Genomic DNA, 17548 nt, shown 5'->3' with positions numbered 1-17548 from the left:
AGAAAATGGAACGCCTGTTCTATGCCAGCGGTCGCTAATCGATTAATGTGAGGTCATAACGCAACACGATCAGACTGGAGACGGACAAGAATGGCAACGCCTGAAACGACGACGGAGGTCCCGCAGGATTTCGAAGCGCTGAAGGCGGTTATTCTGGAGCGGAAGGCACAACTGCCGAAACGGTTGAAGCAGGTCGCCGCCTATTCGCTCGACAATCCCGACGAGATCGCCTTCGGCACCGCCGCAAGCATCGCCACCTCGGCCGACGTCCAGCCGTCGACCCTGGTGCGCTTTGCCCAGCACTTCGGCTTCGAGGGTTTCTCCAGCCTGCAGCAGATTTTCCGTGCCCGCCTGCGCGAGCGCACGCCCGGCTACGAGGACCGGCTGAAGGCGCTCAGCGAGAACGAACACAGCAAACTCGAGAGCGGCTCGATCTTCAACGGTTTCGTGGCCGCCGCCCACCGATCGCTCGACAACATCGCAACCTCGGTCGACCCGGAAGCCTTTGAGCGGGCCGTCGATATCCTCGCCAAGGCCGAGACGATCTATCTGATCGCCAAGCGCCGCTCCTATCCGATCTCCAGCTACATGGCCTATGCCTTCGGCAAGCTGAGGGTGAAGTATCAGCTGGTCGGCACCGCCGCCGGCATCGACGACGACATGCTGGCGATGGCCGGCAAGAACGACGCCGCGTTTGCGGTCAGCTTCTCGCCCTATGCCTCCGAAAGTGCCGCCCAAGCGCGGCTGCTCGCCGAGCGCAAGGTGCCGGTGGTGTCGCTGACCGATTCGGCGTTCTCGCCGCTGGCCGAATCCTCAAAGGTCTGGTTCGAACTGGTCGAGGCGGACCATGCCGGCTTCCGCTCGCTTTCCGCCAGCATGGCCTTCGCCATGGCGCTGACGGTCGCCATTGCCGAGAAGCGACACCGCCTGATCGACGAGGCCAAGGCGGAATAGAACTGATAGAATGAAAATTCCATATTGACGAAGTGTCGGAATTTATGTTTCATGTCTGCATCACCCACAGAACGAGAATGATCGGGGCCGCAAAGGCGTCCGCGGGGAGGAAGCAGTGAGCCAGAACGTTTCGTCACAGGGAGCAAAGCCGCTCGACCTCATTACCATAGGCCGGGCCTCGGTCGACCTTTACGGCCAGCAGATCGGCACCCGGCTCGAGGACGTGGCGAGCTTTGCCAAATCGGTCGGCGGCTGCCCCTGCAACATCTCCGTCGGCACGGCGCGCCTCGGGCTGAAGTCGGCGCTTTTAACCCGCGTCGGCGACGAGCAGATGGGCCGTTTCATCCGTGAGCAATTGACCCGCGAGGGCGTTGAAACCCGCGGCATGGTCACCGACCCGGAGCGCCTGACGGCGCTTGCCATCCTCGCGGTCGAGAACGACAAATCCTTCCCGCTCCTGTTCTACCGCGACAACTGCGCCGACAATGCGCTATGCGAAGACGACGTTGCGGAGGAGTTCATTCGCTCGGCACGGGCGATCCTGGTTTCCGGCACGCACTTTTCCAAGCCGAACACCGATGCGGCCCAGCGCAAGGCGATGCGCCTTGCCAAGGAAAATGGCGCGAAGATCGTCTTCGACATCGACTATCGCCCGAACCTCTGGGGTCTGGCCGGTCATGACGCCGGCGAAAGCCGCTACATCGCTTCCGACCGCGTCTCGGCTCACCTCAAGACCGTTCTTGCAGACTGCGACCTGATCGTCGGCACGGAGGAGGAGGTGCTGATCGCATCGGGCGAAAGCGACCTGCTGCAGGCGCTGAAGACGATCCGGGCGCTGTCGCAGGCGACGATCGTGTTGAAGCGCGGCCCGATGGGCTGCATCGTCTATGACGGCCCGATCTCCGACAATCTCGAGGACGGCATCGTCGGCAAGGGTTTTCCGATCGAAGTCTACAACGTGCTCGGTGCCGGCGACGCCTTCATGTCCGGTTTCCTGCGCGGCTGGCTGAAGAACGAACCGCACGCGACCTCGGCCACCTGGGCGAATGCCTGCGGCGCGTTCGCCGTTTCCCGGCTGCTCTGCGCGCCGGAAATCCCGACCTGGACCGAACTGCAGTTCTTCCTGGAAAAAGGCAGCAAGGAGCGGGCGCTGCGCAAGGACGAAGCGATCAACCACGTGCACTGGGCAACGACCCGTCGCCGCGAGATCCCGCTTCTCATGGCGCTGGCGATCGATCACCGCAGCCAGCTGGAAGATGCGGCCGCCGGCAATCCGGAACTGCTTGCCCGCATCCCGGCCTTCAAGGTGCTGGCGGTCAAGGCCGCGGCGCAGGTGGCCGCCGGCCGTTCCGGCTTCGGCATGCTGATCGACGACAAGTACGGCCGCGACGCGCTTTATGCCGCCGGCGCCCACCGCGACTTCTGGATCGGCAAGCCGATCGAGCTTCCGGGCTCGCGGCCGCTGCAGTTCGAGTTCAGCCAGGATCTCGGCAGCCGCCTGATCGACTGGCCCGTCGACCACTGCATCAAGGTGCTGTCCTTCTACCATCCGGACGACCCGGCCGAGATGAAGGCGACGCAGGTTGCCAAGCTCCGTTCGGCCTTCGAGGCGGCGCGTAAGGTCGGCCGCGAGATCCTGATCGAGATCATCGCCGGCAAACACGGCAAACTCGACGACCAGACCATCCCGCGCGCGCTCAACGAGCTTTACGACGCCGGCCTCAAGCCCGACTGGTGGAAGCTCGAGCCGCAGGCAAGTCGTGGCGCCTGGACGGCAATCGATGCCGTCATCGAACAGCGCGATCCGCTCTGCCGTGGTGTCGTGCTGCTCGGCCTCGAAGCGCCCTATGAGGCGCTGAAGGACGGTTTTGCGGCGGCCCGCACGTCGAAGACGGTGAAGGGTTTTGCCGTTGGCCGCACGATCTTTGCCGATGCCAGCAAGGCCTGGCTCGGCGGCACCATGACCGACGAGCAGGCGATCGCCGACATGGCAGGAAAATTCAAGGCGCTGGTGGATCTCTGGCTGCAGCTGGGCGCAACCAAGGCGGCATAGGATTGGCGGGTTGTTGGCCCGAATCCGATCTAAGGAAATATGCAGTGGGCGAAACGGGATGATTTCGCCACGAGGAGGAAACAGACTATGAGCCAGAAGACCGTGCGCCTGACCATGGCACAGGCCGTGGCGCGGTTCCTGACCCGCCAGATGACCGTCATCGACGGCAACAAGGTGCCGATCTTCGGCGGCGTCTTTGCTATTTTCGGCCACGGCAATGTCGCCGGCGTCGGCGAGGCGTTGCACGGCATCAAGGACACGCTGCAGACCTACCGCGGGCAGAACGAGCAGGGCATGGCCAATGCCGCGATCGCCTTTGCCAAGGCGAGCTTCCGCCGCCGCTTCATGGCCTGCACCACCTCGATCGGCCCGGGCGCCCTCAACATGGTGACATCAGCAGCCCTTGCCCACGTCAACCGCCTGCCGGTGCTGTTCCTGCCCGGCGATGTCTTCGCCAACAGAAGGCCCGATCCGGTGCTGCAGCAGGTGGAAGGTTTTGCCGACGGCACGATCTCGGCCAACGACTGCTTCCGTCCGGTCTCGCGCTATTTCGACCGCATCACCCGGCCGGAACAGATCATCCCGGCGCTGCGTCGGGCCATGCAGGTTTTGACGGATCCGGCCGATTGCGGCCCGGTTACGCTCTCGCTTTGCCAGGACGTGCAGGCGGAAGCCTATGACTATCCGGAAGCCTTCTTCGACGAGAAGGTCTGGTCTTCGCGCCGCATCGAGCCCGATGCCGACGAACTGGCGGCAGCGATCGCGGCGGTGAAGGCGGCCAAGAAGCCGGTGATCATTGCCGGCGGCGGCGTGCTCTATTCGGAAGCCAGCAAGGCGCTTGCCACCTTTGCGGAAAAGCACGGCATTCCGGTTGTCGAGACGCAGGCCGGCAAGTCCTCCCTGCCGCACAGTCATCCGCTCAACATGGGTTCGGTCGGCGTGACCGGCACGTCTGCCTCTAACCAGCTGGCGGAAACGGCCGACGTCGTGCTCGCCGTCGGCTCGCGGCTGCAGGATTTCACCACCGGCTCCTGGGCGCTGTTCAAGAACGAGGGGCTGAAGATCGTCGGCCTCAATGTCCAGCCGTTCGATGCGGCCAAGCATGAGGCGCTGCCGCTGGTGGCGGACGCGCGCATCGGTCTCGAACGGATTTCCGCCGGCCTCGGCAATCACAAGGTCGATGCCGCCTGGACCGACAAGGCCAGGGCCGGCAAGGCCGAGTGGCTGAAGGCCGCCGACAAGGCAACGGCGACGAGCAATGCGGCGCTGCCGTCGGACGCGCAGGTGATCGGCGCCGTGCAGCGTGCGCGCGGCGGAGCCGAGACGGTCCTCGTCTGCGCCGCGGGCGGTCTGCCCGGCGAGCTGCACAAGCTCTGGCAGGCGGAGACGCCCGGCGGCTACCACATGGAATACGGCTTTTCGACCATGGGTTATGAAGTCGCCGGCGGCCTCGGCGCCAAGCTCGCCCGTCCTGACAGCGACGTCATCGTCATGGTCGGCGACGGCAGCTACATGATGCTGAACTCCGAGATCGCCTCGTCGATCATGCTCGGCGCCAAGATCACCATCGTGCTGCTCGACAATGCCGGCTACGGCTGCATCAACCGGCTGCAGATGGCAACCGGCGGCGCCAACTTCAACAACCTCCTGCGCGACACGCATCATGTCGAACTGCCGGCGATCGATTTCGCCGCCCATGCCGCAGCGATGGGCGCCCTCACCCGCAAGGTCGGCTCGATTTCCGAACTGGAATCGGCGCTGAAGGAAACGGCCGGCGAAGCCCGCACCACCGTGATCGTCATCGACACCGATCCGCTTGTTACCACCGACGAGGGCGGTCACTGGTGGGATGTCGCCGTCCCCGAGGTTTCGGGACGAAAGGAAGTCAACGAGGCCCGCAAGGGCTACGAAAAGGCTCTCACCTCCCAGCGCTTCGGCTGAGAACAAGCAATCCGGCGCCTGCGATCCATCGCAGGCGCTTTTCTGCGAACGAGCCCCTCACCCTAGCCCTCTCCCCGCGAGCGGGGAGAGGGGATTTCGCAGGGCGCGGCACATCCCTTCTCCCCGTAAGCGGGGAGAAGGTGGCGGCAGCCGGATGAGGGGCCTTGGTCGCCCCCCCCTTGCCGCACGAGTAGGACACAACAAACCTTCCGCCCCAAGCGGACGACGCAAGAGAAAGTGAAAGACATGATCCGCTACGGAACCAATCCGATCGCCTGGAGCAACGACGACGATCATTCGATCGGCGCGCATCTGACGCTCGAGGATTGCCTCTCCGATTGCCAGAAGATCGGCTTCGACGGCATCGAGAAGGGCCACAAGATGCCGAGCGATCCGGAAGCGCTGAAGGCAAAGCTTGCCTCCTACGACCTCGTCTTCGTCTCCGGCTGGCACTCGACCAACCTGCTCACTCATGACGTCGAAGCGGAGAAGAAGGCGATCCAGCCGCATCTCGACCTCCTGAAGCACAATGGCTGCAAGGTGGCGATCGTCTGCGAAACCTCGAACGCCATCCATGGCGACGACACGAAATCGGTGGCCAACGACAAGCCGGTGCTGCCGGCGGACCAGTGGAAGAAATTCGGCGCCGACCTCGAAGCGATTGCGCAATATTGCGCCGATCAGGGCATCGATCTCGCCTACCATCACCACATGGGCACGATCGTCCAGACCGGCGCGGAAATCGACCTGTTGATGCAGAACACCGGTCCGGCGACCAAACTTTTGCTCGACACCGGCCATGCCTGGTTCGGCGGTTCCGACCCGGCCGAAGTCGCGAAGAAATACATGCACCGCGTCCGCCATATCCATTGCAAGAACGTGCGCACCGCGGTGCGCAAGGTCGTCGAGGGTGAAGGCCTCTCCTTTCTTGAAGGCGTGCGCCGCGGCGTCTTCACCGTCCCAGGCGATAACGAAGGCGGCGTCGATTTCCTCTCCGTCCTGAAAATCGCCGCCGAGCACAACTACGATGGCTGGCTGGTGATCGAGGCGGAACAGGATTCGGCCGTGCGCAATCCCTTCGAGTACCAGTCGCTGGGGCTGAAATCGCTGAAGGCGTTTGCCAGGGAAGCCGGGCTCGATAAGTAAGCGCCTATCGACCGTTGGCGGCCCCTCATCCGGCTGCCGCCACCTTCTCCCCGCTTGCGGGGGGAAGGGATATGCGGCTACTGCATAATTCCTTAAATCGGAATCGATTTAAGGACAAAATTATGCAGCAACTCAAAGTGTTACAGCGACCTTTGCGCGTCTAAATAGACGCGCGGCGCTGTAACGCCCTGCCCCATGATTTGAGGCGGATTGCGTTCAGCAAACTCCACAGTCCCCTCTCCCCGCAAGCGGGGAGAGGGTTAGGGTGAGGGGCAGGCCACGCTCTCGGCGCCCCGGAAAAAAATCAGGAGACCATCGATGTCCAAACTGCTCGTCAAACCCAAGGGTGCCTCCGGGCTGATGCAGAACGTCACGCCGGAAAGTGCCGGATGGACCTATGTTGGCTTCGCGCTCAATCGGCTGAAGCCGGGCGAAAAAACGGCGGGTGAGGCCGGCGACAAGGAAATCTGCCTTGTGCTGGTTTCAGGCAAGGCGAAGGTTTCGGTCGATGGCGAGGATTTCGGCGAGCTCGGCGAGCGTATGACGCCGTTCGAGGGGCAGCCTTATGCCGTCTACGTGCCGAAAGGCAGCCGCTGGCAGGCGACTGCGACGACCGATCTCGACCTTGCGATCTGCTCGGCCCCCGGCGGCGAAGGTTTCAAGGCCAAGGTGATCCGGCCGGGGACGCACCCGCAGATGACCCGCGGCAAGGGCACCAACACCCGCTATGTCACCAACATCATGCCCGAGGACGACAGCTCCGCCCAGTCGCTGCTGGTGGTCGAAGTGATCACGCCCGGCGGGCACACCTCCTCCTATCCGCCGCACAAGCATGACCAGGATGACTTGCCTGATGAGAGCTACCTGGAAGAGACCTATTATCACCGCCTGAACCCGCCGCAGGGTTTTGCCATGCAGCGCGTCTACACCGACGATCGTTCGCTGGACGAGACCATGGCGGTGGAGGACGGCGACGTGACGCTGGTGCCTAGGGGATATCACCCGGTTGCTGCCGTGCATGGTTACGACGTCTACTACCTCAACGTCATGGCCGGACCGAAGCGGGTGTGGAAATTCCACAATGCCCCCGAACACGAGTGGCTGTTTACCGGCGTTTAGAAGCGATACCGCGCACCCGGCCGCCAGACCTTGGGTGTGCGCCGATCGCCCCGGCATGTTGGATCATCGATGGACGGATGCGTCTGACCGCCCTATTTTACGGCCTCTCAGGGAGGCTGTGCCATGCGGATCGACGGACAATGCCATTGCGGCTTCGTGACCTATGAGGCGGACATCGATCCGGACGATGTTTCCGTCTGCCACTGCACCGATTGCCAACGACTGACGGGATCAGCCTACCGGGTGACGGCGGCCACGGCGCGCAAGAATTTGCGGCTGACCGGCGGCGAGCCAAAACTTTACATCAAGACGGCGGAGAACGGCCGCAAGCGCCTGCAGTTCTTCTGCCCGAATTGCGGTTCGCCTGTTTACACCACCGGCACGGACGAGGATGCCGAGGAGGTCGGCATCCGCTTTGGCACGATCAACCAGCGCCGCGAGCTTGCGCCGAAATCACAGATCTGGCGCTCTTCCGCCCTGCCTTGGATCAGCGACGTCGGCGCGCTGCCCGGTCACGACAGGGATTAAATCCCGCTAGGCTGCGGCCGTTATCCTGGCTTTCAGACGTGCCCAGGCCTGGCCGATCACCTCGGGCGCCGGGGTTCCCGTCATCTGCGACGGACGGGCGTCGGGGTTCGCCGCCAAATAGGTTTTGACCAGATGATAGCCTATGGAATAGCCGGCCCAGCGCGGAAGCTGGTTGCCAGGGCTGTTCCGACCGAAGAACCAGGTGCTGTGGTTATAAGCATCAGCCCAAAGTTCCAGCTCGGCTTGCTCGATAACCCCCAACCAATCTTCGGCAGCGATGGCATGGTTCCACGGATTGCCATCGCCACCATTGATCTCCGCATCGAATGCGTCGGCCAGCCCCTCGGTGACCAAGACTTCTCCCAGCCTGAAACCATAACCGCACGTCGCGTGGCGGAAAGAATGGTGAAGTTCGTGCGTGAGCGTCCTTCGCAGCTCGCCCCTGGCGAGGTTGGTGTCGAAGTTGAGGTTGTCCGGATCCAGCGTGACCGTCACGAGCCCACGGCGGTAGCAGGCCCCCGACAACCCAAGCTCAGGGATTGTTTCACCCGGCCGACGCTCGACGATGACGTCGACGGGCGTAGCCCCGTCGGCTGCGGAAACGCTGCCACCGACACGCTCTGCCGTCGACTGCACGTCGGCGAGAATTTGTTCACGCCACGGTGCAAGTGATCCATCGGCTTCGAGGAAGTGAACGCGCAGGTCCAGCATTCGGCAGATCTCCGGTCGTCATCGTCAATCGACGCCGGAATTTAAGCATACGGCCACCGATTGCAACGCCGGACGGACGAAAGCATCAGCCCATGCGAGCGCCCTTTGTCGCACCCCAAGGAATGCTTGCGTGACAGGTCGTGTCCTCGATGCCCATGGCCGGAAAGCCGTGACCGTTGTAAGAGAGAGCAGAAACATCCGACGGGCCACCAGTGTCCGGACAGGCGAGGCGATGGCAAAGGGCCGGTTCACGATATTCCCCTGCCGCCTTGGCGGCGTCGAAGCGGTTGAGGCCGCGTCGGGGCACGTGTTCGCACGCCACACGCACGAGCAATTCGGCATCGGCCTCATCCATCAGGGCGCCCAGAAATCGCTGAGCGGTCGCGGCATGGCGGAAGCCGGCGCCGGCGACATGATCACGGTCAACCCCGGCGAGGTCCATGACGGCACGCCGATCGGCGATGCCGGACGGTCCTGGCGGATGCTCTATTTCGAGCCTTCCGTGATCGGCGACGCCATGGAGGACATCAGCCAGGGCAGGACGCGGATTGCGGAATTCACCGCGCCCGTCTTCCATGATGTGCGAACGTCGAAGCACTTTCAGGCTCTCTTCGGCACGATCACCGCACCCGATGGCGATCGGAGCGGGATGCACGGCGAGGCGTGCGTCCTGACGCTGCTTGCCGATGTCATGCGCGCGCATGACGGGCAAACGCATGGCGGACATGTGCCGTCAGCGATGCACAGAGCGCAAAGTCTGATCGACGACGATCCGACCGCAGCTGTCACCCTGTCCGACCTTGCTCGGGCGGCGGGCCTCAGCCGGTTTCAGGTGGTGCGCGGTTTTTCGAAAAGCTTCGGGCTGACGCCGCATGCCTACCTCGTGCAACGCCGCATCGACCTTGCGCGACGGCTGATTGCGCGTGGCGTCCCGCTCGCCGAAGCGGCGGCGGAAGGTGGGTTTGCCGACCAGAGTCACATGACCCGGATCTTCGTGCGCAAGTATGGCATTTCGCCGGGCGCCTACGCCGAAGCATTCCACTGACCTGAAAGCGCGTCGCGATCATTCAAGATCGTCTTTTGCCTTTTAAGCTATTGTTCTTACACATTTCTTTATCGAAAATCCGCTTCACACTTTTGCGCAACCTGCATTGACGACTGCAATTCCGTTCAAGACCGAAAGGCCGGAATGAGGTCTGTTGCGCGCCAACGCAGGAGTGACCGCGTGACGGAAAAAATTCAGGGATACCTCTATCTCTCACTGGCGATGATCATGGTCGGCAGCACGGTGATCGCCAGCAAATTGATCGCCTCGGGCCTGCCGCCCTTTGCCGCAACCGCCTTGCGCTTCGCGATCGCCTTTCCGCTGTTCTTCGCCTTGATGCGACTGACGCGAACGCCTTGGCCACGGCTTGAACGGCGCGACTGGCTGATCCTCACGCTGCAGGCAGGCGCCGGCAGCGTCGGTTACACGACGCTTCTGATTGCCGGTCTGCGCTTCAGTTCGGCAACGGATGCCGGCGTCGTCATCGGCACTCTCCCCGTCGTCTCCGCCGGTATCGCCATCCTGCTGCTCGGTGAACGGCCCGACCGCTCGACCCTGATTGCGATCGGGCTGGCCGCAACAGGCGTTTTGACCATCGTGCTGCGGCCCGACGACGGTGCGCCCCATTCGTCGCTCGGCATCGCACTCGTCTTCGGTGCGGTGATCTGCGAAGGGCTGTTCATCCTGATCAACAAGCGCATCCGAACGCCGATCGCTCCTCTGGCGCTCTCCACCATCATGGCCGGCATGGGCGTTGCCGTGGCCATCGTGCCCGCTCTCGTCGAGGCCCCCTCGATGCAAGACGTCACGATGCAGTCGCTGGCGGCCGTGCTTTATTATGCCCTGGTCCCGACCGTCGCCGGCTTCATACTCTGGTACGCGGGCTCGGCCAGGGTGAGCGGAACGGAAGCCTCGGTCTTCACCGCGCTTGCGCCCGTCTCCGCCGTGCTGCTGGCCTTCGTCCTGCTCGGCGAACCCATCAGCATCAACCAGCTCGCCGGTATCGGCTGCGTACTTGTCGCCGTCCTCAGTCTTGCCATGCCGCATTTCTGGTCAAAGACTGCCGGTCAAACCCAGATCTGACGACGTCGTCATCCCCTCCATTTCGAGGCATCCCATGCACTTCCAGCATTCAGACAGCATCTGGCGCGATTTTCCCGAGCTTGCGGCCGGCGCGCTCCATGTCGAGGGCATCCGCGGTGACGTTTCGGTCGCCGACACGGTTGACCGGTTTCAGGCCATTGCCAGGGATGTTCTTGCAGCAAGCCCGGAAGGCGAGCTTGCGGAAATTCAGGCATGGCGCCGAACCTTCGCCAGGATGGGATTGAAACCGACGCAGTACCGCTGCGCATCGGAAGCCTTGCTGCGCCGGTTCAGGAAAGAAGGCGACCTGCCGTCGATCCATCCGCTGATGGACCTCTGCAACGCCGTCTCGCTCGCCTTTGCCATCCCCATTGCCGTCTTCGACCTTTCGCGCATCTCCGGCGATCTCGAAGTGACCCGCGCGGGCGGACACGAGGTCTACGCGACCTTCTCCGGCGAAACGGAACACCCCGTGCCTGATGAAGTGATCTTTCGCGACGCGGAGGGACGCGCCCACGCACGCCGCTGGACAAACCGGCAAAGCGGCCATTCGGCGATCCGCCCGCAGACCACCTCGGCATTGATTGTTTGCGAGGCGCTGCACGAGACCGCCGCGAGGGATGTGGCCGAACTCGTTACGGCATTGCAGGAAGCGATCGGCGCCACCTGGCATGTTCGCCCGGCATCAGCGCTCATCAGCCGATCGGCGCCGCGCTTTGTCTTTGCGGCACATGAACATGCCGCTCGCACCGAAAGTCTTTGACCCTGGGCCAAGCGGACATACTATCCCAGCCTCTCGGCAGGCCACAGCGTCGCGCGGCAGACATGGCGCGCGACGCTGCCGTTCTTTAAATTTGCCGCATAGTTCCGCCTCTAAATCGATCCCGATTTAAGGATTATGCGGTGCGCAAGAGGTAGTGATGACAGACGGCACACGATCAAAACTCGGCCTGGCGCGGCGAATGCTGTTCGACAATGGCGGGCTCGAAGAAATCTTTCGCCACGTGCGTAATCTGGTGGTCGCAACCTTGGTGATCGCCGCCGGCATGCATGCGATCGAGAACGGTCGAAGCCTGGAGATCAAGGGGCTGCCGAACACTGCCCTGGCGGGTTACATCGTCTCCGCCATCGGCATCGCCCTGTTTCTGCTCAATCTGGCGGATGGACTGCACAGGCTGTCGAAGGTGCGGCGGCATCTGGCGCTGCAGATCCTGCTGCTGGCGATCTATGCCTTCGTAACCCTCAGGGTGACGCAGCTGGTGCTGGCATTGCGCATGTCGACGCTCTGAACGGCCGACGGCCAGCCGGCGGGCACAGCCGGCTGACGTCATCATCGCTTACGCCGCTTTGGCGACGTGGTACTCCTTGATCGCCACCATCTTGATCGCCGGATAACGCTCGGCCTCGTAGCGCAGCGAAAAACTGTCCTGCGCCAGGAACACCGGGTCGCCGTCGAGATCGCGGGCGATATCGCCGCGACGGGCGGTGACGAACTTGTCAAGGTCAGCAGGCTGGTCGGCCGAAATCCAGCGGCAGACGGAGAAGCGCGACATTTCGAAGGACACCGGCAGGCCGTATTCCGCCTGCAGGCGCTCCTTCAGAACGTCGAGCTGCAGCGCGCCGACAACGCCAACGATCGCCGGCGAGCCGTCTTCGGGCGAGAACAGCTGCACGACGCCCTCTTCCGCCATCTGCTGCAGGGCTTCCTTCAGCTTCTTGGCCTTCATCGCATCTTCCAGACGCACGCGGCGCAGGATTTCCGGCGAGAAATTCGGCACACCCTGGAAGACCAGATTTTCACCTTCCGTCAGCGTGTCGCCAATGCGCAATGTGCCGTGGTTCGGGATGCCGACGACGTCGCCGGCATAGGCCGTGTCGGCCAACTGGCGCTGCGAGGCGAAGAAGAACTGCGGAGCGCTCAGACCCAGCTGCTTGCCGGTACGCGAAAGCCGCGCCTTCATGCCCCGCTCCAGCTTGCCGGAGCAGACGCGCGCAAAGGCGATACGGTCGCGGTGGTTCGGGTCCATGTTCGCCTGGATCTTGAAGACGAAGGCGGTCATCTTGTCGTCGGTCGCATGCACGGTTCTGCTGTCGGCAACCTGGTCGCGCGGCGGCGGGGCGATCTCGCCGAGCGCATTGATCAGGTCGCGCACACCGTAGTTGCGCAGGGCCGAGCCGAAGAAGACCGGCGTCAGGTGACCTTCAAGGAAGGCTTTCTTGTCGAACGGCTTGCAGGCCTCGATCGCCAGTGACGTTTCCTCGATGAAGGCGTCGCGCTCGTTTTCCGGCAGGCGGTGGGCCGCCATTTCCGGGTCGCTGACCTTGGTCAGCACCTCCTGCGTGTCGGCGCCACGCACGGTGTTGTCGGCGAGATGGTAGGAACCGCAGAAGGTCTTCGAACGGCCGATCGGCCAGGTCACCGGCGCGCAATCGAGCGCCAGCTTTTCCTCGACCTCGTCGAGGATCTCGAAGGGATCGCGGCTCTCGCGGTCCATCTTGTTGACGAAAGTGATGATCGGAATGTCGCGCATGCGGCAGACTTCGAAGAGCTTCAGCGTCCGCGGCTCGATACCCTTTGCCGCGTCGATGACCATGACCGCGGCATCGACCGCCGTCAGCGTGCGGTAGGTATCGTCGGCGAAGTCTTCGTGGCCGGGCGTGTCGAGAATGTTGAAGACATTGCCGCCATACTCAAAGGTCATCACCGAGGTGACGACCGAGATACCGCGCTCGCGCTCGATCTTCATCCAGTCCGAACGGGTCTGGATGCGGTCCTTCTTGGCCTTGACTTCGCCGGCGAGCTGGATGGCGCCGCCGAACAGCAGCAGCTTTTCGGTGAGCGTGGTCTTACCCGCGTCCGGGTGGGCGATGATCGCAAATGTGCGGCGGCGGGAGACCGCCTCGGCGAGACTTTCGGCCATATCGTAGAATCCTGTGAGTTGCGGCGTCTTTACAGGCTCGGCCCTCATTATGCAATTGACCGGTACAAGCAGCGCCCGGCTTATGAATGGATGACCATGCACACGCCCCAGACAAAACCCGCCTTGACCCTCATTCGGCTGCCACATGCCGAGGCATTGGACCTGCCGGCCTATGAGACAGAGGGCGCCGCCGGCATGGACCTGCGCGCAGCCGTGGCAGCCGGCGAGCCGATGACCCTTGCGCCGGGAAAACGGGCACTGGTTCCGACCGGCTTCATTTTCGAGATTCCGGCCGGTTACGAGGCACAGATCCGCCCGCGCTCCGGCCTAGCCTTCAAACATGGCATCACCTGCCTCAACACCCCGGGCACGATCGACAGCGATTATCGCGGCGAAGTAAAGGTTCTGCTGATCAATCTCGGCGACGAGGACTTCGTCATCGAGCGCGGCATGCGCATTGCGCAGATGGTGATCGCGCCGGTGACGCAGGTGAGCGTTCGCGAGGCCGACAGCGCCAGCGAGACCATACGCGGCGCCGGCGGCTTCGGCTCGACCGGCGTCTGATCTGGAATTACGCAATCCCGGACGGAAAACCGCTGCACACTTTTCCTGGAATTGCTCTTACGATCAGATAAGCGGTGGCAAGCGCCGCTTGACCGGCGTCGACTTGACGATCGACGTATTGGTCTGCGCCTTCTCGGCGATGCGATCGAGCAACGTGTCCAGCTGCCCCATGTCACGCACGAACAGCTTGGCGATGAAGCAATCGTCACCGGTAACCTTGTCGCATTCGACGATCTCCGGCGTCTCCTGAATCAATTTCTCGACGATATGCAGCATGCCCGGCATTGGCCGCACGCGGATGATCGCCTGCAGGGGATAACCGAGCTTCACCGGATTGATGGCGATGGTGAAACCGTCGAGGACGCCGCGCTCTTCAAGCTTGCGCAGGCGGTCGGCAGCGCTTGGCGACGAGAGGCCCGCCTCCTGCGCCAGTTCCTTCAGCGAGACACGCGCATTTGCCGCCAAAATATCCAGAATGCGGCGATCGAGTTCATCGAGCATCGGCAGCCTCATAAGCCAAAACATCGAAACTATCTTCTACGATTAGGAATAATAGCAAAAATGCCTGCGATCTTCCATATAAACCGCCGCGGACGCCGATTAATCTTGGGCCATCAACCGAGGAGCGATCGCCATGGGCGCAGACATTAAACGAGGCAGTGCCGAGATGACGGCGGCCATGCTGATATCGGGCACGATCGGCTGGTTCGTGCTGATGTCGGGCCAGCCGGTGACGAGCGTCGTCTTCTGGCGCTGCGTGTTCGGCGCAGTGACGCTGGTCGCGATCGCGGCCATGCTCGGTCTGCTCGACCGGCGCCATTTCACCCGGCGGGCCGTGCTCCTGTCGATTGCTGGCGGTATCGCCATCGTCGTCAACTGGCTGCTGCTGTTCGCGGCCTATTCGCATGCCTCGATCTCGATCGCGACGATGGTCTACAACACCCAGCCGTTCATGCTTTTGGGGCTCGGCGCGCTGTTTCTCGGCGAAAAGATCACCACGACCAAGGTCTTCTGGCTTTCGATCTCCTTTGCCGGCATGCTGGCGATCATCTCGGCTAAGCCCGGCGGCGGGTTTGCGCCGCAGGATTATCTGATCGGCATCGCCCTTGCGATCGGCGCGGCCTTCTTCTACGCGATCGCGGCGCTGTTGACGAAGCTGCTCAGGGGAACGCCGCCGCACCTGATCGCGCTGATCCAGGTGGTCACCGGCACGCTGATGCTGGCGCCGATTGCCCTCGCCGCCCCAGCCCCTTCCGGCGCCGAACAATGGTCGATCCTGATCGCGGTCGGCGTCATTCATACGGGCATCATGTATGTGCTGCTCTACGGCGCGATCCAGCGGCTGCCGACACACATGACCGGGGCTTTGTCCTTCATCTATCCGATCGCCGCCATCGTCGTCGACCGGCTGGCCTTCGGCCATGCGCTGCAGCCGATTCAGATCTTCGGCTCGATCGCCATTCTGCTCGCCGCGGCCGGCATGAATCTCGGCTGGAAACTTCGCCTGCCCTCGCCTATCAAGCGGAGACGCGAAGGGAGAACCGCATGATCACCTGCTATCTGAAATACGTCATCGACCCCTACAAGCTGGCCGAGTTCGAACATTACGCCAAGCTCTGGATTCCGCTCGTCAATCGGCTCGGCGGCACCCATCACGGCTATTTTATGCCGCACGAGGGCGCCAACAACATCGCGCTGGCGCTCTTCACCTTTCCGAGCCTGGCCGAATACGAGATCTATCGCGAGAAAATGGCCAAGGACCCGGAATGCCTGGAGGCCTTCGCCCTTGCCGAAAAGACGCGCTGCATCTTCAGCTACGAGCGCAGCTTCATGCGGCCGGTATTCGAGTAGGAAAGACGCGGTCGCGCGACACCGCAAAGGCGCGCGCGACAGCAAGCGACGCGTTCCGGAGCTATAGCGGCACGTTCTTCTAGCGGCGCGCTTCCGCGGCCATGCTGAGGGCGAAGCCGAAAAGGGCCGTTCCCATGGCCCAGCGCTGTACCACCATGAACAAGGGACGCCCGGCCAGAAAGGCAGCGATCGAGCTTGCCGCCAGCGCGATCATGGCGTTGACCGAGACACTGGTGGCGATCTGGATCGAGCCGAAGATCATCGACTGCGCCAGCACGTTGCCCGCCTCAGGACGGATGAACTGCGGCAAGAGCGAGAGATAGAGCACGGCGACCTTGGGGTTCAAGAGGCTGGTGAGGAAGCCCATCAGGAACAGCTTGCGCGGGCCGTCCGTCGGCAGGTTCTTGACCTGGAAGGGCGAGCGGCCGCCGGGCCTGATCGCCTGCCAGGCGAGATAGACGAGATAGCCGGCACCGGCCAGGCGCAAAGCATCGTAGGCAAAAGGCACGGCAAACAGCAGCGCGGTGATGCCGAGCGCCGCCGAGACCATGTAGACGACGAAACCGAGCGCGACGCCGCCGAGCGAGATCAGCCCCGCGGCCGGCCCCTGGCTGATCGACCGGGAGATCAGGTAGATCATGTTCGGCCCGGGCGTCAGCACCATGCCGAGGGCAATGAGGGCAAAGCCGATGAGGTTTTGTATCTCGGGCATGACGCGCGCCTTTGTTGCGGATTTCCTACAGCGCCGCGCGTCCTATCAGACGCGCAAAGGTCGCTGTAGCGCTTTGAATTGCTGCATGGTTTTATCCTTAGAGCGGCTAGGATCTAAGGAAACATGCAGCAGAGCTCTACGCATCTGCCGGTTCCGGGCAATGCCAGACTTGTCACCCGATCAATTTTATCGCGAAATTGCCGTCTGCATGACGATCCGGATTTCCATTTCAGACCCTCTGCGCTAAGAAACGGCGTCGCCACCGGAAGGAACGATCATGACGCTTGCAGCCCTGCTTGCCTATAGCGGCGCTCTCTTCATCGCAGCCATCATTCCCGGTCCCGGCGTCACCGCCCTCGTCGCGCGGGCGCTCGGCTCCGGCTTTCGCGAGACATTCTTCATGGGTCTCGGCCTGATCCTCGGCGACATGGTTTATCTGACCGCCGTGGTGCTCGGCCTGGCGCTGATCGCCCAGACTTTCACCACCGTTTTCCTGATCGTCAAGTTCGCCGGCGTGCTCTATCTCGGCTACATCGCCTGGAAGCTCTGGACGGCTGGCCTCCTGCCGCAGGACATCAAGGCGAAGACGTCGACAAACGCGTCGATGTCGTTTCTTTCGGGCCTGCTGGTCACGCTCGGCAATCCCAAGACGATGCTGTTTTACGTGGCGCTCGTGCCGACGCTGATCGACATCGCCGCGATCGGGCCGCGCGAATACGGACTGTTGCTGATGGCCACATTCCTCGTGCTGCTGACCGTGCTCCTGCCCTATATCTTGCTTGCGGCACGGGCGCGCACGCTGCTCAAACAGCCGAAGGCTTTGCAGGCGCTGAACCGCGTCGCCGCAGGCGTGCTCGCCGGTACCGCCGCCTATATCGCCACCCGCGCCGCCTGAAAAAACATTCCCCGGACAGCGCTTG

18 protein-coding genes are annotated in these 17548 nt (G+C 62.8%); 14 read left to right on the top strand and 4 right to left on the bottom strand.

Features of this window, described 5'->3' with window-relative positions; all coding sequences use genetic code 11:
• Window positions 1-90 precede the first annotated feature (90 nt).
• The 6 genes from BC363_RS05610 (at window position 91) to BC363_RS05585 (ending at window position 7741) form a co-directional block, all read left to right on the top strand.
• Entirely contained in the window at window positions 91-954 is an 864-nt protein-coding gene (locus BC363_RS05610) for a MurR/RpiR family transcriptional regulator (RefSeq protein WP_065783226.1), read from the top strand.
• 115 nt (window positions 955-1069) lie between these two features.
• Window positions 1070-3007: a 5-dehydro-2-deoxygluconokinase gene (iolC, locus tag BC363_RS05605; RefSeq protein ID WP_065783225.1), complete on the top strand. Its 1938-nt coding sequence runs from the start codon at window positions 1070-1072 to the stop codon at window positions 3005-3007.
• A gap of 87 nt (window positions 3008-3094) precedes the next feature.
• Complete coding sequence (iolD, locus tag BC363_RS05600; protein ID WP_065783224.1) at window positions 3095-4948, top strand: 3D-(3,5/4)-trihydroxycyclohexane-1,2-dione acylhydrolase (decyclizing); 1854 nt, start codon at window positions 3095-3097, stop codon at window positions 4946-4948.
• A gap of 246 nt (window positions 4949-5194) precedes the next feature.
• Window positions 5195-6094 carry a myo-inosose-2 dehydratase gene (iolE, locus tag BC363_RS05595; RefSeq protein WP_065783223.1) on the top strand — a complete coding sequence of 300 codons (900 nt, stop codon included), beginning with the start codon at window positions 5195-5197 and terminating at the stop codon, window positions 6092-6094.
• Between the two features lie 318 nt (window positions 6095-6412).
• Complete coding sequence (gene iolB, locus BC363_RS05590; protein WP_065783222.1) at window positions 6413-7213, top strand: 5-deoxy-glucuronate isomerase; 801 nt, start codon at window positions 6413-6415, stop codon at window positions 7211-7213.
• Between the two features lie 123 nt (window positions 7214-7336).
• Window positions 7337-7741, top strand: coding sequence for a GFA family protein (locus tag BC363_RS05585; RefSeq protein ID WP_065783221.1), 405 nt, complete (start codon window positions 7337-7339; stop codon window positions 7739-7741).
• A gap of 6 nt (window positions 7742-7747) precedes the next feature.
• Here BC363_RS05585 and BC363_RS05580 read toward each other — a convergent pair whose 3' ends face one another.
• Entirely contained in the window at window positions 7748-8452 is a 705-nt protein-coding gene (locus BC363_RS05580; protein WP_065783220.1) for a DUF2268 domain-containing putative Zn-dependent protease, read from the bottom strand.
• Window positions 8453-8684: 232 nt separating this feature from the next.
• Here BC363_RS05580 and BC363_RS05575 point away from each other — a divergent pair, with 232 nt between their 5' ends.
• The 4 genes from BC363_RS05575 (at window position 8685) to BC363_RS05560 (ending at window position 11869) form a co-directional block, all read left to right on the top strand.
• Window positions 8685-9497, top strand: coding sequence for an AraC family transcriptional regulator (locus BC363_RS05575; protein WP_065783219.1), 813 nt, complete (start codon window positions 8685-8687; stop codon window positions 9495-9497).
• Window positions 9498-9677: 180 nt separating this feature from the next.
• Window positions 9678-10580 carry a DMT family transporter gene (locus BC363_RS05570; protein ID WP_065783218.1) on the top strand — a complete coding sequence of 301 codons (903 nt, stop codon included), beginning with the start codon at window positions 9678-9680 and terminating at the stop codon, window positions 10578-10580.
• A gap of 34 nt (window positions 10581-10614) precedes the next feature.
• Window positions 10615-11343 carry a phenylalanine--tRNA ligase beta subunit-related protein gene (locus BC363_RS05565; RefSeq protein ID WP_065783217.1) on the top strand — a complete coding sequence of 243 codons (729 nt, stop codon included), beginning with the start codon at window positions 10615-10617 and terminating at the stop codon, window positions 11341-11343.
• Between the two features lie 157 nt (window positions 11344-11500).
• Window positions 11501-11869 (top strand): hypothetical protein, encoded by a 369-nt coding sequence (locus BC363_RS05560; protein WP_141690229.1) that lies wholly within the window; start codon window positions 11501-11503, stop codon window positions 11867-11869.
• 48 nt (window positions 11870-11917) lie between these two features.
• Here BC363_RS05560 and BC363_RS05555 read toward each other — a convergent pair whose 3' ends face one another.
• Window positions 11918-13501: a peptide chain release factor 3 gene (locus tag BC363_RS05555; RefSeq protein WP_065783215.1), complete on the bottom strand. Its 1584-nt coding sequence runs from the start codon at window positions 13499-13501 to the stop codon at window positions 11918-11920.
• Window positions 13502-13591: 90 nt separating this feature from the next.
• Here BC363_RS05555 and dut point away from each other — a divergent pair, with 90 nt between their 5' ends.
• Window positions 13592-14065 (top strand): dUTP diphosphatase, encoded by a 474-nt coding sequence (gene dut / locus BC363_RS05550; RefSeq protein ID WP_065783214.1) that lies wholly within the window; start codon window positions 13592-13594, stop codon window positions 14063-14065.
• 63 nt (window positions 14066-14128) lie between these two features.
• Here dut and BC363_RS05545 read toward each other — a convergent pair whose 3' ends face one another.
• On the bottom strand, window positions 14129-14566 hold the full coding sequence (locus BC363_RS05545) for an Lrp/AsnC family transcriptional regulator (RefSeq protein ID WP_065783213.1): 438 nt from the start codon (window positions 14564-14566) through the stop codon (window positions 14129-14131).
• Between the two features lie 133 nt (window positions 14567-14699).
• Between BC363_RS05545 and BC363_RS05540 the strand changes: the two genes are divergently transcribed.
• Entirely contained in the window at window positions 14700-15614 is a 915-nt protein-coding gene (locus BC363_RS05540) for a DMT family transporter (RefSeq protein WP_065783212.1), read from the top strand.
• Window positions 15611-15916: an NIPSNAP family protein gene (locus tag BC363_RS05535; RefSeq protein WP_065783211.1), complete on the top strand. Its 306-nt coding sequence runs from the start codon at window positions 15611-15613 to the stop codon at window positions 15914-15916. The genes BC363_RS05540 and BC363_RS05535 overlap by 4 nt, the downstream gene beginning before the upstream one ends.
• Before the next feature lie 79 nt (window positions 15917-15995).
• Here the strand turns inward: BC363_RS05535 and BC363_RS05530 are convergent, their stop codons facing one another.
• Window positions 15996-16628: a LysE family translocator gene (locus tag BC363_RS05530; RefSeq protein ID WP_065783210.1), complete on the bottom strand. Its 633-nt coding sequence runs from the start codon at window positions 16626-16628 to the stop codon at window positions 15996-15998.
• Window positions 16629-16905: 277 nt separating this feature from the next.
• Here BC363_RS05530 and BC363_RS05525 point away from each other — a divergent pair, with 277 nt between their 5' ends.
• Window positions 16906-17523, top strand: coding sequence for a LysE family translocator (locus tag BC363_RS05525; RefSeq protein WP_065783209.1), 618 nt, complete (start codon window positions 16906-16908; stop codon window positions 17521-17523).
• Window positions 17524-17548: the final 25 nt, after the last annotated feature.

The sequence above is a fragment of the Ensifer sp. LC384 genome (genome assembly GCF_001695865.1).
GTDB lineage: Bacteria > Pseudomonadota > Alphaproteobacteria > Rhizobiales > Rhizobiaceae > Ensifer.
Note: the sequence above shows the minus strand (reverse complement) of the source record. Positions and strands in the feature narration are given on the sequence as shown.